At 69.2% G+C, this 16,750-nt stretch carries 4 protein-coding genes; all 4 read left to right on the top strand.

The annotated features are described in order from the left end of the window. Window positions 1-6 precede the first annotated feature (6 nt). The 4 genes from BS80_RS43690 (at window position 7) to BS80_RS33350 (ending at window position 16,711) form a co-directional block, all read left to right on the top strand. Entirely contained in the window at window positions 7-13,173 is a 13,167-nt protein-coding gene (locus tag BS80_RS43690) for a non-ribosomal peptide synthetase (RefSeq protein WP_157536742.1), read from the top strand. A 130-nt stretch (window positions 13,174-13,303) separates the two neighbouring features. Next, window positions 13,304-14,629, top strand: coding sequence for a condensation domain-containing protein (locus tag BS80_RS33360; protein ID WP_035805126.1), 1,326 nt, complete (start codon window positions 13,304-13,306; stop codon window positions 14,627-14,629). Further along, window positions 14,626-15,924, top strand: a complete 1,299-nt coding sequence (locus BS80_RS33355; protein WP_035805124.1) for an MFS transporter — start codon at window positions 14,626-14,628, stop codon at window positions 15,922-15,924. Before BS80_RS33360 ends, BS80_RS33355 begins: the two co-directional genes overlap by 4 nt. Window positions 15,925-16,105: 181 nt before the next feature. After that, complete coding sequence (locus BS80_RS33350; RefSeq protein ID WP_035805123.1) at window positions 16,106-16,711, top strand: hypothetical protein; 606 nt, start codon at window positions 16,106-16,108, stop codon at window positions 16,709-16,711. Window positions 16,712-16,750 lie beyond the last annotated feature (39 nt).

Raw genomic sequence — 16,750 nt, 5'->3', positions numbered from 1 at the left:
GGTGCGATGACGTTCGACGCGTCGTGGAGTGTGCTGTTCTGGTTGCTGGGTGGGCATGAGCTGCATCTGGTGGACGATGAGACGCGTCGTAGTCCTGAGCTGCTGGTGGAGTATGTCGAGCGGCGGGGTGTGGATTATCTGGAGTTGACGCCGACGTATTTGCGGCAGTTGGTGGAGCTGGGCCTCCTGGACGGTTCGAGGGTGTCGCGTCCGCGGATTCTGGAGATCGGTGGTGAGGCGCTGGACGAGGCGTTGTGGGCTGATCTTCGTGCGGTGGCGGGGTCGACGGCGGCGTTCAACACGTATGGGCCGACCGAGGCGACGGTGTATGTGACGTATGCGCGGGTGGCGGATCACGAGGTGCCGTTGATCGGTCGCCCACTGCGCAATACGCGGGCGTTCGTGCTGGATGAGGGGTTGCGGCCGGTGGCGCCGGGTGTGCTGGGTGAGTTGTATCTGGCCGGTGCGGGGTTGGCGCGTGGGTATGCGGGTCGTCCGGGGTTGACGGCGGAGCGTTTCGTCGCGAATCCGTATGGCGGGCCGGGTGAGCGGATGTACCGGACGGGGGATCTGGCGCGTTGGCGTGCGAACGGGACTGCGGACGGCGTGCTGGAGTATGCGGGTCGGGTGGATGACCAGATCAAGATTCGGGGGTTCCGGATCGAGCCGGGTGAGATCGCGGCGGCGTTGACCGCGCATGCGGCGGTGGCGCAGGCGGTGGTCGTGGTCCGGGAGGACCGGCCCGGTGACCGGCGCCTGGTGGGCTACCTGGTCCCGGTGGAGGGGCATGAGGGTGTGGATGTGGAGGAGGTGCGTCGCCACGTGGCGGGGCGTCTGCCGCGTCACATGCTGCCCGCGGCCCTGGTGGTGCTGCCGGTGCTGCCGCTGACGTCGAACGGCAAGCTCGACCAGCGTGCGCTGCCGGCTCCCGTCGCGGTGACGGGTCGCGGTGGGCGTGGTGCGCGCTCGGCGCGGGAGGAGATCCTGTGCGCGCTGTTCGCCGAGGTCCTGGACGTGCCGTCGGTCGGCATCGACGACGACTTCTTCACCCTGGGCGGCCACTCGCTGCTCGCGGCGCGCCTGATCAGCCGGATCCGTACCGCGCTGGGTGCCGAACTCGGCATCCGTGACCTCTTCGACGCCCCCACCGTCGCCGGCCTCGCCGAACGACTGGACGACGGCCAGTCGGCGCGTCCGGCGCTGGCGGTGGCTGAGCGTCCGGAGGTGCTGCCGCTGTCGTTCGCGCAGCAGCGTCTCTGGGTGCTGGACCAGATGGAGGGTCCGTCGGGGACGTACAACATTCCGGTCGCGGTCCGGTTGCGTGGTGTGGTGGATGTGGCCGCGTTGCGGGCGGCGGTCGATGACGTGGTCGGGCGGCACGAGGCGTTGCGCACGTGCTACCCCACGGTCGACGGTGAGCCGTACCAGCTGGTGGTGCCGGCCGCCGAGGCCCGGGTCCCCTTCACGGTGGTGGAGTATGACGGTGAGCTGCTGGCGCAGGAGATGCAGCAGGCGTCGTTCGCTCCGTTCGACCTTGCCCGTGAACTTCCCCTGCGGGTAGCACTTTTCAAGTTGAGCGACGTGGAGTCGGTCCTCGTTCTGACGGTGCATCACATTGCGAGTGACGGTTGGTCGACTGGTCCGTTGTGGGAGGGGCTGTCGTCGGCTTACGAAGCCCGGTTGGCCGGGCGGGCGCCCGTGTGGGAGGCGCTGCCGGTGCAGTACGCGGACTACACGCTCTGGCAGCACAACCAGCTCGGTGAGGTGCTGGAAGGGCAGTTGGACCACTGGCGGCAGGTTCTGGACGGTGTGCCGCAGGAGTTGGCGTTGCCTGCGGACCGGACCCGGCCTGCGGTCGCTAGTCATGACGGCGCCGTCGTCGAATTCCGCCTGGACGCCGAGCTGCATGCGAGGTTGGAGGGTTTGGCGCGTCGGCATGGTGTGACGTTGTTCATGGTGTTGCATGCGGGGTTGGCGGCGTTGTTGTCGCGGTTGGGTGCGGGGTCGGATGTTCCGATTGGCACGGTGGTGGCGGGGCGTTCGGATCAGGCGCTGGATGAGTTGGTCGGGTTCTTCATCAATACGTTGGTGTTGCGGACGGATGTGTCGGGTGCGCCGAGTTTTGGTGAGTTGTTGGAGCGGGTTCGTGAGACGGACTTGGCGGCGTTCTCGCATCAGGATCTGCCGTTTGAGCGGTTGGTGGAGGAGCTGAATCCGACGCGTTCGTTGGCGGTGCATCCGTTGTTCCAGGTGATGCTGGTTCTGCAGAACAACGTGGAGGGGACTGTTCACCTGCCGGGTCTGGTGGCGCGGGAGGAGCCGGTGGGGGTGTCGCCGGCGAAGTTCGACCTGAACTTCACGTTTGTGGAGGAGCGTGACGGCACGGGTGCTGCGGCTGGGATTCCCGGGGCGTTGCAGTTCGCGACGGATCTTTTCGAGCGGTCCACGGCGGGCATGGTCGTGGAGTCTCTGGTGCGTTTGCTGGAGGCGGTGTCGGGTGATCCGGGGGTGTCGATCGCGGCGTTGGACGTGTTCGAGGTTCCGGGTGTCGGGGCCGGTGAGGTGGTGTCGCTGCCGGAGGTGACTCTGGTGGAGTTGTTCGGTGCGCGGGTGGTGGGTGCGCCGGGTGCGGTGGCGTTGGTGTCGGGTGATCGTCGGGTGTCGTACGGGGAGTTGGATGGTCTGTCGGAGGGGTTGGCGGATCGTTTGGTGGGGTGGGGTGTGGGGCCGGGTGTGTTGGTGGGGGTGCGGCTTGAGCGTGGTGTGGACATGGTGGTGGCGTTGCTGGCGGTGTTGAAGGCCGGTGGTGCTTATACGTTGCTGGATCCGGATTTTCCGGTGGATCGTCTGGCGACGGTGGTGGCTGAGGCGGATGTGGCCTTGGTGCTGACGCGGGTGGGGATGCGGGGGGTGTTGTCGGGGCTGGACGTCGCGGTGTTGTGTGTGGATGAGCCGTGGGAGGCGGTTGACGTCGTCGGGCGGCAGCGTGTGGTGGTGGGTCCGGATGATGTGGCGTGTGTGATGTTCACGTCGGGTTCGACGGGTCGGCCGAAGGGTGTGGCGGCGCCGCATCGGGCTTTGGTGGGGACGTATCTGGGTCAGGATTACTGTGAGTTCGGTGCGGGTGAGGTGTTCCTGCAGTGTTCTCCGGTGTCGTGGGACGGTTTTGCGTTGGAGTTGTTCGGTGCGTTGGTGCATGGTGCGGTGTGTGTGTTGCAGGCGGGGCAGAATCCGCAGCCGCATCTGATTGAGGCGTTGGTGGTGGAGCATGGGGTGACGATGCTTCAGTTGTCGGCGAGTCTGTTCAATTTCTTGGTGGATGAGTATCCGGGGGCGTTCGCTGGGGTGCGGACGGCGTTTACGGGTGGTGAGAGTGGTTCGGTGGCGCATGTCGCCAAGGTGTTGGGTCTGTATCCGGGTCTGCGGGTGGGGAATGGGTATGGGCCGGCGGAGAGTATGGGTTTCACGACCTGCCATGCGGTGACGGATGCGGATCTCGCCGGTGTGGCGTTGCCGATCGGCCGTGCGGTCAGTCACAAGCGGGCGTTCGTGCTGGACGGGTCGCTGCGGGCTGCGCCGGTGGGTGTGGTGGGGGAGATCTATGTGGCGGGTGCGGGGTTGGCGCACGGGTATACGGGTCGTCCGGGTCTGACGGCGGAGCGCTTTGTCGCGAATCCGTATGGCGGTCCGGGTGAGCGGATGTATCGGACCGGGGATCTGGGGCGTCTGCGGGCGGATGGGGTGTTGGAGTACGCGGGTCGTATCGATGACCAGGTGAAGATCCGTGGCTTCCGTGTGGAGCCGGGTGAGGTCGCGGCTGTGCTGACCGGGCATGCGACGGTGGGGCAGGGTGTGGTGGTGGTGCGGGAGGACCGGCCGGGGGACAAGCGCCTCGCGGCGTATGTGGTCCCCGCCGACGGACAGAGCGTGGACGTCGCGGAGTTGCGTGCGCATGTGGCGGGGCTGCTGCCGGAGTACATGGTCCCGTCCGGGTTCGTGGTGCTGGAGGTGCTGCCGCTGACGCCCAACGGCAAGCTCGACCAGCGCGCCCTGCCGGCCCCCGTCCTGGCGGTCGAGTCCAGCGGTCGTGGCCCGCGCTCGGCGGAGGAGGAGATCCTCTGCGCACTGTTCGCCGAGGTCCTCGGTCTGCCGTCGGTGGGTGCCGACGTCGACTTCTTCGCCCTGGGCGGCCACTCCCTCCTGGCGGCTCGCCTGATCAGCCGGATCCGCACGGCCCTCGGCGCCGAACTCGGCATCCGCGACCTCTTCGACGCTCCCACCGTCGCCGGAATCGCCGAACGACTGGGGAACGGACAGCCGGCACGTCCGGCGCTGGCGGAGGTGGCTGAGCGCCCGGAGGTCCTGCCGCTGTCGTTCGCGCAGCAGCGCCTCTGGTTCCTCGACCAGATGGAGGGCCCGTCGGCCACCTACAACATTCCGGTCGCGGTCCGCTTGCACGGCCGTCTCGACCTGGCTGCGTTGCGCGCCGCGGTCGATGACGTGGTCGCGCGGCACGAAACCCTGCGCACCCGCTACCCCGCACTCAACGGCGAGGCCCGTCAGCTGGTCGTGCCGGCCGATGAGGCCCGCGTTCCCTTCACGGTCGCGGAGTGCGACAACGAGCGTCTGGCTCGGGAGGTGGAGCAGGCGTCGCTGGCGCCGTTCGACCTGGCCAACGAACTGCCCATCCGGGTCGCCCTGTTCCAGCTGGGCGAGGACGAGTCGGTACTCGTCCTGACGCTGCATCACATCGCCAGTGACGGCTGGTCCAACGGTCCCCTCTGGGAGGGCCTGTCGACCGCCTACGAAGCCCGGCTCACTGGGCAGGCACCCGCGTGGGAGCCGCTGCCCGTCCAGTACGTCGACTACACCCTCTGGCAGCACAACCAGCTCGGCGATGTCCTCGGCCGCCAGGTGGACCACTGGCGGCAGGCGTTGGAGGGTGTGCCGCAGGAACTGGCGCTGCCCGCGGACCGTCCCCGGCCCGCGGTCGCGAGCCACGAAGGCGACATCGTCGAGTTCCATCTCGAAGCCGAACTGCACGCCAGGCTCGACACGCTGGCGCGTCGGCACGGCGTCACGCTGTTCATGGTGCTGCACGCCGGGCTTGCGGCTCTGCTCACCCGAATGGGTGCGGGCACGGACATCCCGATCGGCACGGTTGTTGCCGGGCGTTCGGACCAGGCGCTCGACGATCTCGTCGGGTTCTTCATCAACACCCTGGTGCTGCGCACCGACACGTCGGGAACGCCGACCTTCGGGCAGCTGCTCGACCGGGTCCGCGAGACCGACCTGGCGGCGCTGAGTCACCAGGATCTGCCCTTCGACCGGCTGGTGGAGGAGCTGAACCCGACGCGTTCGCTGGCCGTGCATCCGCTGTTCCAGGTGATGCTGGTCCTGCAGAACAACTCCGAGGGCACCCTCCAACTCCCCGGCCTCACCACGCAGGACGAACCGCTTGGCCTGTCCCCGGCGAAGTTCGACTTCAACTTCACCTTCGCCGAGGAGCGTGACAGCACGGGTGCCCCCGTCGGCATCCACGCGGAACTGCAGTACGCGACCGACCTCTTCGACCGCGTCACCGCGCGCACGCTGGTCGAGCAGATGGTCCGGTTGCTCGGCGCGGCCGCCGGCGATCCGGAGGCCCGCGTCTCCGCGCTGGACGTGTTCGACACCCCTGAGCAGGAGCGGGAGTTCCTCGCCCGCACGGAACGGTCGCGGCCTGCCGTCGTCACCGCGACGCCCGACGGCGTCCGCACGAACCGAGGTCCACGGTCGGCGCAGGAGGAGATCCTGTGCGCCTTCTTCGCCGAGGTACTCGACGTGCCCTCGGTCGGCCTGGACGACAACTTCTTCGCGCTCGGCGGTCATTCGCTGCTCGCAACCAAGTTGATCAGCCGGATCCGTACCGCACTGGGTGCCGAACTCGGCATCCGTGACCTGTTCCGCAACCCGACCGTCGCCGGGATCACCGAGAAGCTGAAGGACGGCAGTCCGGTGCGTCCGGCGCTGGAGGCGACCGCGCGTCCGGAGGTGCTGCCGCTGTCGTTCGCGCAGCAGCGTCTCTGGTTCCTCGACCAGATGGAGGGCCCCTCGGCCGCCTACAACATTCCGGTCGCGGTCCGGTTGAGTGGTGTGGTGGATGTGGCCGCGTTGCGGGCGGCGGTCGATGACGTCGTCGCGCGGCACGAGACGCTGCGCACGCTCTACCGCGTGCGCAACGGTGAGCCGCACCAGCTGGTCGTGCCGGCCGGCGAGGCGAACGTCGCCTTCGAGGTCGTGGAGGGAGACAGTGACAGCCTCGCCCACGAGGTGCAGGAGGCCGCGTTCAAGCCGTTCGACCTGGCGACCGAACTCCCGATCCGCGCCTTGCTGTTCAGTCTCGGCGAGCGGGAGTCGGTGCTCGTCCTGACGGTGCATCACATTGCGAGTGACGGTTGGTCGAGTGGTCCGTTGTGGGAGGGGCTGTCGTCGGCTTACGAAGCCCGGTTGGCCGGGCGGGCGCCCGTGTGGGAGGCGCTGCCGGTGCAGTACGCGGACTACACGCTCTGGCAGCACAACCAGCTCGGCGATGTCCTGGACCTCCAACTCGCCCACTGGCGGCACGCGCTGGAGGGTGTGCCGCAGGAACTGGCGCTGCCCGCGGACCGGCCTCGGCCGGCCGTCGCGACGCACCGCGGTGATCTGGTGGACTTCGCGCTCGACGCCGAGCTGCATGCGAGGTTGGAGGGTTTGGCGCGTCGGCATGGTGTGACGTTGTTCATGGTGTTGCATGCGGGGTTGGCGGCGTTGTTGTCGCGGTTGGGTGCGGGGTCGGATGTTCCGATCGGCACGGTGGTGGCGGGGCGTTCGGATCAGGCGCTGGATGAGTTGGTCGGGTTCTTCATCAATACGTTGGTGTTGCGGACGGATGTGTCGGGTGCGCCGAGTTTTGGTGAGTTGTTGGAGCGGGTTCGTGAGACGGACTTGGCGGCGTTCTCGCATCAGGATCTGCCGTTCGAGCGGTTGGTGGAGGAGCTGAATCCGACGCGTTCGTTGGCGGTGCATCCGTTGTTCCAGGTGATGCTGGTTCTGCAGAACAACGTGGAGGGGACTGTTCACCTGCCGGGTCTGGTGGCGCGGGAGGAGCCGGTGGGGGTGTCGCCGGCGAAGTTCGACCTGAACTTCACGTTTCTGGAGGAGCGTGACGGCGCGGGTGCTGCGGCCGGGATTCCCGGGGCGTTGCAGTTCGCGACGGATCTTTTCGAGCGGTCCACGGCGGCCATGGTCGTGGAGTCTCTGGTGCGTTTGTTGGAGGCGGTTTCGGGTGATCCGGGGGTGTCGATCGCGGCGTTGGACGTGTTCGAGGTTCCGGGTGTCGGGGCCGGTGAGGTGGTGTCGCTGCCGGAGGTGACTCTGGTGGAGTTGTTCGGTGCGCGGGTGGTGGGTGCGCCGGGTGCGGTGGCGTTGGTGTCGGGTGATCGTCGGGTGTCGTACGGGGAGTTGGATGGTCTGTCGGAGGGGTTGGCGGATCGTTTGGTGGGGTGGGGTGTGGGGCCGGGTGTGTTGGTGGGGGTGCGGCTTGAGCGTGGTGTGGACATGGTGGTGGCGTTGCTGGCGGTGTTGAAGGCCGGTGGTGCTTATACGTTGCTGGATCCGGATTTCCCGGTGGATCGTCTGGCGACGGTGGTGGCTGAGGCGGATGTGGCCTTGGTACTCACACGGGTCGGCATGCGCGAGGTGCTGTCGGGCCTGGACGTCGCGGTGCTCTGCGTAGACGACGAGCCGTGGGAGGCGGTTGACGTCGCCGGGCGGCAGCGTGTGGCGGTGGGTCCGGATGATGTGGCGTGTGTGATGTTCACGTCGGGTTCGACGGGTCGGCCGAAGGGTGTGGCGGCGCCGCATCGGGCTTTGGTGGGGACGTATCTGGGTCAGGATTACTGTGAGTTCGGTGCGGGTGAGGTGTTCCTGCAGTGTTCTCCGGTGTCGTGGGACGGTTTTGCGTTGGAGTTGTTCGGTGCGTTGGTGCATGGTGCGGTGTGTGTGTTGCAGGCGGGGCAGAATCCTCAGCCGCATCTGATTGAGGCGTTGGTGGTGGAGCATGGGGTGACGATGCTTCAGTTGTCGGCGAGTCTGTTCAATTTCTTGGTGGATGAGTATCCGGGGGCGTTCGCTGGGGTGCGGACGGCGTTTACGGGTGGTGAGAGTGGTTCGGTGGCGCATGTCGCCAAGGTGTTGGGTCTGTATCCGGGTCTGCGGGTGGGTAATGGGTATGGGCCGGCGGAGAGCATGGGTTTCACGACCTGCCACACCGTCACGGACGCCGACCTCACCAGCGCGGCACTGCCGATCGGCCGCGCGGTCACCCACAAGCGGGCGTTCGTGCTGGACGGGTCACTGCGCGCCGCACCCGTCGGTGTGGTGGGGGAGATCTATGTGGCGGGTGCGGGGTTGGCGCACGGGTATACGGGTCGTCCGGGTCTGACGGCGGAGCGCTTTGTCGCGAATCCGTATGGCGGTCCGGGTGAGCGGATGTATCGCACCGGGGACTTGGGGCGTCTGCGGGCGGATGGGGTGTTGGAGTACGCGGGTCGTATCGACGACCAGGTGAAGATCCGTGGCTTCCGTGTGGAGCCGGGTGAGGTCGCGGCCGTGCTGACCGGGCATGCGACGGTGGGGCAGGGTGTGGTGGTGGTGCGGGAGGACCGGCCGGGGGACAAGCGCCTCGCGGCGTATGTCGTCCCCGCCGATGGACACAGCGTCGACGTCGCGGAGCTGCGTGCGCATGTGGCGGGGCTGTTGCCGGAGTACATGGTCCCGTCCGGGTTCGTGGTGCTGGAGGTGCTGCCGCTGACGCCCAACGGCAAGCTCGACCAGCGTGCCCTGCCGGCCCCTGTCCTGGCGGTCGAGTCCAGCGGTCGTGGCCCGCGCTCGGCGGAGGAGGAGATCCTCTGCGCACTGTTCGCGGAGGTCCTCGGTCTGCCGTCGGTGGGTGCCGACGTCGACTTCTTCGCCCTGGGCGGCCACTCCCTCCTGGCGGCCCGGTTGATCAGCCGGATCCGCACGGCCCTCGGCGCCGAACTCGGCATCCGCGACCTGTTCCGCAGTCCGACCGTCGCCGGAATCGCCGAGGCCCTCAAGGACGGCCGGCCCGCGCGCCGGGCGGTGGTGCCGGCCGAGCGCCCGGACGTGCTGCCGCTGTCGTTCGCGCAGCAGCGTCTCTGGGTGATGGACCAGATGGAGGGCCCGTCGGCCACCTACAACATCTCGTTCGCGGTGCGCTTGCACGGCGATCTCGACGTGGTCGCGTTGCGGGCGGCGGTCGATGACGTCGTTGCGCGGCACGAAACCCTGCGCACCCGCTACCCCGCACTCAACGGCGAGGCCCGTCAGCTGGTCGTGCCGGCCGACGAGGTCCGGGTTCCCTTCACGGCCATCGCGTGCGACCCCGGAAGCCTCGCGCGGCAGGCACACGAGGCCGCGTTCACCCCGTTCGATCTTGCGACCGAACTGCCCATCCGTGCTGCGCTGTTCCAGCTGGACGAGGACGAGTCGGTACTCGTCTTGACGCTGCATCACATCGCCAGTGACGGCTGGTCGAACGGTCCCCTCTGGGAGGGTCTGTCGACCGCCTACGAGGCCCGGCTTACCGGGCAGGCACCCGCGTGGGAGCCGCTGCCCGTCCAGTACGTCGACTACACGCTCTGGCAGCACGATCTCCTCGGTGACGTGTTGGAGCAGCAGTTGGACCACTGGCGGCAGGCGTTGGAGGGTGTGCCCGAGGAGTTGGCGCTGCCCGTCGACCGGGCTCGGCCGGCGGTCGCGACGCATCGCGGTGATCTGGTGGAGTTCGAGCTCGACGCCGAACTGCACGCCAGGCTCGACGGGATCGCCCGTCAGTACGGCGTGACGCTGTTCATGGTGCTGCACGCCGCCCTCGCGGCGCTGCTCACCCGGATGGGTGCGGGGACGGATGTCCCGATCGGCACGGTCGTTGCCGGGCGTTCGGACCAGGCGCTCGACGATCTCGTCGGGTTCTTCGTCAACACCCTGGTGCTGCGCACCGATACGTCGGGTGCGCCGACCTTCGGGCAGCTGCTCGACCGCGTTCGTGAGACCGACCTGGCGGCGCTGAGTCACCAGGATCTGCCGTTCGAGCGGCTGGTGGAGGAGCTGAACCCGACGCGCTCGCTGGCCCGGCACCCGCTGTTCCAGGTGATGCTGGTCCTGCAGAACAACGCCGAGGGCGCGCTCCAACTCCCGGGCATCACAGCGCAGGAGGAACCGCTCGGGCTGTCCCCGGCGAAGTTCGACCTCGACTTCACCTTCGCTGAGGAACGTGACGGCGCAGGCACCCCGATCGGTATCTCGGCGACGCTGGGATATGCGATGGATCTCTTCGATCGTGGTACCGCGTGCGCGTTGGCGGAGCGGTTGGTGCGGTTGCTGGTGGCGGTGGTGGGTGATCCCGAGGTGCCGGTTGGTTCGGTGGAGTTGTTGGGTGGGGTGGAGCGTGAGCTGGTCCTGTCGGGGTGGAACGACACCGGGCATGCGGTGGGCGATGGGCGGATGCTGTCGGAGATCTTCGAGGAGCATGTGCGGTCGGCGCCGGGGGCGAGGGCGTTGGTGCATGGGGAGGGTGTGCTGTCGTTCGGTGAGCTGAACGCGCGGGCGAACAGGTTGGCGCGGTTGTTGATCGGTCGTGGGGTGGGCCCGGAGGCGCGGGTGGCGGTGTTGTTGCCGCGTGGGGCGGATCTGGTGGTGGCGTTGTTGGCGGTGTTGAAGGCCGGTGGTTGTTATGTGCCGGTGGATCCGGAGTATCCGGCGGATCGGGTCGCGTACATGCTGGAGGATTCGGCGCCGGCGGTGGTGGTCACCGATGCTGCGGGCTTGGGGAGTTCGGGTTCGGTGCCGGTGGTGTGTGTCGATGACCCGGGTGTGGTGGGGGAGTTGGCGTCTCTGTCGGTGGTTGATGTGGTCGATGCGGAGCGGGTGGGGGTGCTGGGTTCGGGGCATGCGGCGTATGCGGTGTATACGTCGGGGTCGACGGGCCGGCCCAAGGGTGTGGTGGTGGAGCACGGTTCGTTGGTGAATCTGTTCCACGCGCATGTCGAGGAGGTGTTTGCGGCGGAGTTGGCGGCGCTTGGGGGTCGGGCGTTGCGGGCGGCGTTGATCGGTGCGATGACGTTCGACGCGTCGTGGAGTGTGCTGTTCTGGTTGCTGGGTGGGCATGAGCTGCATCTGGTGGACGATGAGACGCGTCGCAGTCCTGAGCTGCTGGTGGAGTATGTCGAGCGGCGGGGTGTGGATTATCTGGAGTTGACGCCGACGTATTTGCGGCAGTTGGTGGAGCTGGGCCTCCTGGACGGTTCGAGGGTGTCGCGTCCGCGGATTCTGGAGATCGGTGGTGAGGCGCTGGACGAGGCGTTGTGGGCTGATCTTCGTGCGGTGGCGGGGTCGACGGCGGCGTTCAACACGTATGGGCCGACCGAGGCGACGGTGTATGTGACGTATGCGCGGGTGGCGGATCACGAGGTGCCGTTGATCGGTCGCCCACTGCGCAATACGCGGGCGTTCGTGCTGGATGAGGGGTTGCGGCCGGTGGCGCCGGGTGTGCTGGGTGAGTTGTATCTGGCCGGTGCTGGGTTGGCGCGTGGGTATGCGGGTCGTCCGGGGTTGACGGCGGAGCGTTTCGTCGCGAATCCGTATGGCGGGCCGGGTGAGCGGATGTACCGGACGGGGGATCTGGCGCGTTGGCGTGCGAACGGGACTGCGGACGGCGTGCTGGAGTATGCGGGTCGGGTGGATGACCAGATCAAGATCCGGGGGTTCCGGATCGAGCCGGGTGAGATCGCGGCGGCGTTGACCGCGCATGCGGCGGTGGCGCAGGCGGTGGTCGTGGTCCGGGAGGACCGGCCCGGTGACCGGCGCCTGGTGGGCTACCTGGTCCCGGTGGAGGGGCATGAGGGTGTGGATGTGGAGGAGGTGCGTCGCCACGTGGCGGGGCGTCTGCCGCGTCACATGCTGCCCGCGGCCCTGGTGGTGCTGCCGGTGCTGCCGCTGACGTCGAACGGCAAGCTCGACCAGCGTGCCCTGCCGGCTCCCGTCGCCGTGACGGGTCGCAGTGGGCGCGGTGCGCGCTCGGCGCGGGAGGAGATCCTGTGCGCACTGTTCGCCGAGGTCCTGGACGTGCCGTCGGTCGGCATCGACGACGACTTCTTCACCCTCGGCGGCCACTCGCTGCTCGCGGCACGCCTGATCAGCCGGATCCGTACCGCGCTGGGTGCCGAACTCGGCATCCGTGACCTCTTCGACGCCCCCACCGTCGCCGGCCTCGCCGAACGACTGGACGGCTCGGGACTCGGGGACGGCGCCCTGGCCACCCTGCTGCCGCTGCGCAGGAGCACGGGAACGGCGTTGAGCCCGCTCTTCTGCGTGCACCCTGCGGCCGGCATCAGCTGGGTGTACTCCGGGCTGCTGCGCCACCTGGACCGCGACCGGCCGCTGTACGGCCTGCAGGCCCGCGGTCTGGTCGATCCCGAGGCCGCTCCGGCGAGTGTCGACGCGATGGTCGACGACTACCTGGCGCAGATCCGGTCCGTGCAGCCGCACGGCCCGTACGCCCTGCTCGGCTGGTCCTTCGGCGGGGTCGTGGCGCACGAACTCGCCGTCCGGCTCCAGGAGGAGGGCGAGGAGGTGCAGACCCTGGCCCTGCTGGACAGTTACCCGACCACCGCGTTCGAAGCGGTCGCGGAGCCGCTGCCCGCACCGGCGGGCCAGGAGGCGGCGCAGGAGGCCGGCCCGGAGGCCGGCCCGGAGGTGGTCCGGGCCCTCCTGGAGTCGCTCGGTCACGCGCCGGGCGCCCCGGACGCGCCGGACGCGGGCGAGTCGGCGGACAGCCCGTTCGCACTGCTCGACGGCGCGTCGCTGGAGGCCATGGCCAGGGTCTTCCTCGCGAACGCGGTGCTCCAGGACTCGTTCAGGTCCCGCAAGTTCCTCGGTGACGTCCTGTTCTTCGAGGCGAGCCGCGAGGAGCCCGGCCACGCGTCGCGGCCCGAGGACTGGGCCTCGCACGTCACCGGTCGGATCCAGGTCCACCAGGTGACGGGACGCCACGGTGAGCTGACCCGGCCGGACCAACTCGCCCAGATCGGGCCGGTTCTCGCCGCCTGGCTCGGCACCGACCGCGACTAGCAGCACCGAGCACGACCGACGGTGGGCCCGCGCCCGCGCCCGTACGCAGCGCAGCGTCCGCGCCGCCGCGACGCCGCGCGCGGGCCCACCCACTCACCAGCAACCCCTTGAGCCTTTGGAGTGCCCACCCATGCAGCTGCCCCTGACCGCGGCCCAGGCCGAGATGTGGATCGCGCAGGTCCTCGACCCGCTGAATCCGGTCTACAACGTCGCCGACTACTACGAGATCACCGGACCGGTCGACGCCGAGATCCTGGAGAAGGCGGACCGCCTCGCGGTCGACGAGGCCGGCAGCCTCGGCGCCCGGTTCGTGACGGCCCGGCGCGGCGCCCCGGCGCAGATCCTCGGCCGCGCCGAGTGGACCTTCCGCAACGTCGACATGAGCGCGGCGCCTGACCCCGATGCCGAAGCCCTTGCGTGGATGCGTGCCGACCTGCTGGAACTGGCCGACATCGGCACCGGCCCACTGCTCACCTCCGCGCTGCTGAAGCTGGGCGAGAACCGGTACCTGTGGTACCGGCGCATGCACCACCTCATCGTGGACGGCTACGGCTGTGCCGCGATCGCCCGGCGCACCGCCGACCTCTACACCGCGCTCCTGAACGGCCTGCCGTACGACCCGAACCCGTTCGGGAGCATCGCGGAGGCCGTCGAGGACGACCGGGCGTACCCCGGTAGCGCGGCCCAGGAGGCCGACCGCGAGTTCTGGCACGCGCAGCTGGCCGACTGGCCGGCGACCGCCGCTCCGACCCCCGCCCCAACCGCCACTGCAAGCCCCGCCCCGAGCCCTGCGCCGGCGGCCACGACCATGAACCGGATGAGCCCCAGCCGGCACCTGGACGCGGCCGCCTGCCGTGCCCTGCGCGAGCGCGCGGACAAGCTGGAGACCTCGCCGGCGCGGCTCCTGATCACCATGACGGCGCTCTTCCAGCGCGCGCTGACCGGTTCCGACGAGGTGGCGTTCGGGCTCCCCGTGACGGGACGGCGCACCCGCAGGATGAAGACCGTCGTCGCGCCGATGGTCGGCATCGTGCCGCTGCGGGTGGCCTTCGACCCGGACGCGAGCATCGAGGACGCGTTCCAGCGCGTGGTGGCGGCGTTCCAGCAGGCGATGCGCCACCAGCGCTACCGGTACGAGGACGTCCGGCGCCACCTGATGGACACCCAGGGGCGCTCCGACGTCGGGCCGCTGGTGAACATCCTGAACTTCGACCGCAGTCTGACCTTCGGGTCCTCCAGGGGAGTGGTCCAGACCCTGGCGACCGGGCCGATCGACGACATCGGGTACTTCTTCGACGTGCGTCCGGTGGAGGACCTCACCTCGCTCTGCGTCGAGGCCGCTCCCGCGCGCTACACCCAGCAGGAGGCCGAGGACCGGGCCGAGGCGCTGGCGCGGTTCATCACCGCCGGTGTGACCCTGGACAGTTCGGCGCCGCTGCGCGACATCACCGCATGAGCGGGGACAACGGCACGCGGGGCGGACTGCTGCGCCGGCACCGGGACTTCCGGTTCTTCTGGCTGGGCGAGGTCGCCGCACGGTTCGGCGAGTCGGTGACGGTCCTCGCCATTCCGCTGCTCGCGGCATCCACCCTGCACGTCGGCATCTTCGAGATGGGCCTGCTGAGCGCGGCCCCCTGGCTGCCCTGGCTGCTCATCGGCCTGCCGGTGGGCGTCTGGGTGGACAGGATGCGCCGCCGGCCGGTGATGTTCTGGGCCAACGTCGCCTGCTTCGTGCTGTTCGCCAGCATTCCCGTCGCGTCCTGGACCGGTGTGCTGGGCGTGGGCCAACTGCTCGTCGTCGCTCTCCTGGCGGGCACCGCGACGGTGTTCTTCCAGACCGCGTACAGCGTCTACCTCCCCGGCCTGCTGACACCGGCCGACCAGGCGGAGGGCAACGCCAAGCTGCACGGCAGCGAGTCCGCCGCGCAGATCGTCGGTCTGGGTGTCGGCGGCCTGCTGATCCAGGTCGCCGGCGCGGCCAACGGCATGCTCGCCAACACGACGACCTTCCTCGTCTCGATCCTGTGCCTGTCCCGCATCCGGTACCGGGAACCCGTGCCCGAGCCGGTCGAACGGCCGCGCGGCGCGCTGCTGAAGGAGATCCGCGAGGGGCTGCGGCTGGTCGCCCACGACGCCTTCCTGCGGAGCATGACGCTCTTCGGGGCGGCGTCCAACCTGGCGCTGACCGGATACCAGTCGATCCTGGTGCTCTTCCTGGTCCGCGAGATCGGGCTCTCCTCCGGGATGGTCGGCGCCCTCGCCACGTTCGGCGGCATCGGGGGTGTGCTGGGCGCGCTGCTGGTGCGCCGGGTCTGCGACCGGCTGGGCACCGGCCGTACGCTCCTGCTGTTCCAGCTGGGACTGCCGACGCTGGCGCTGCTCATCCCGCTCACCACCCCCGGCGCGGGCCTGCTGCTGCTGCTCGTCGGCTACCTCGCGGTGTCGGTGGGTGTGGTGGCGGGCAACATCATCAAGTCCAGCTTCGTGCAGGCCTACTGCCCGGACGGGTGGCGCGGCCGGGTCGGCGCGAGCGCCTCGTTCCTCAACTACGGGACGATGCCGCTGGGCGCTCTGCTCGGCGGTGTCCTCGGCTCGTGGCTCGGCTTCCGCCCCGCCCTGTGGATCCTCACCGGCGGCGTGCCGCTGGCCGGGCTCATCCTGTACTTCTCCCCGATCCGCCGCTACCGGGACCTGCCGACCGAGCCCCTCACGAGGAGCGAGCCGGCCGAGGTCGCGGCGGCACCGGCCTGAGGAGCGTGGTGTCCGCCGGGGGTTGTCCGGGTGTCCGGGATCGTCCGGGTTCGTCTCCAACCCTGGTGGGACGCCCCGCGACCCCGTCACTGTGGTCGGGACCGTGACCCGCGACGCTCCCGGACAGCCACCGTGGAGCCGCGGGCCGGGGCGCCAACCGTCCACTCTCGCAGGGGGAAACATGCGCTTCAAGACCATCGCGGCCGTCGCCACCGCAGCGGCCGCACTGACGCTCGGCACCGCGGGCACCTCCAACGCGGCGCAGGCGACCCAGGCCGCCCCGGCGGCCGTCGGGCACGCCGCCGCGACCGGGTCCCACCTCATGTCCGTCGGGCACACCGCCCCGGCGGTCGCCGCGGGCTGCGGCCTGCAGAACATCGGCTCGCCGGGCAACTACCAGACCCCCGACGGCTACGCCGGGCAGGTCGAGCAGGTCTACGACTCGTGCAACGGTGACGTGTACGCGCACTGGCAGTGGAGCAACGACTTCATCCAGCGCTTCGGCAGCCGCAAGCTTCGGGTCGCCGTCGGCTCCCCCAGCTACGAGTACGACCTCCCGTTCTGGACGGACATCGTCACCCCCAGCCAGGGCAAGGACGTGTGGTTCACCAACGAGCCCGGCCAGAACTACGGCCTCTACCACGGGTGGGCGGGCAACGACGACTGGCGGGCCGGGGCGATGCTCGACGAGTCCGGCTGCGTCGCCTGGGGCACCCTGCACAACTACAACGGCTACGACGAGGCGGGCCCGTACGGGGGCTGCAACGACGAGAACGTTCCGAGCTGACGCACCCTTGCGCCCCCCGCACCGCTGAGGTTCCAGCGG

Source organism: Kitasatospora mediocidica KCTC 9733 (assembly GCF_000744225.1).
In the GTDB taxonomy this organism is placed as follows: domain Bacteria; phylum Actinomycetota; class Actinomycetes; order Streptomycetales; family Streptomycetaceae; genus Kitasatospora; species Kitasatospora mediocidica.
Note: the sequence above shows the minus strand (reverse complement) of the source record. Positions and strands in the feature narration are given on the sequence as shown.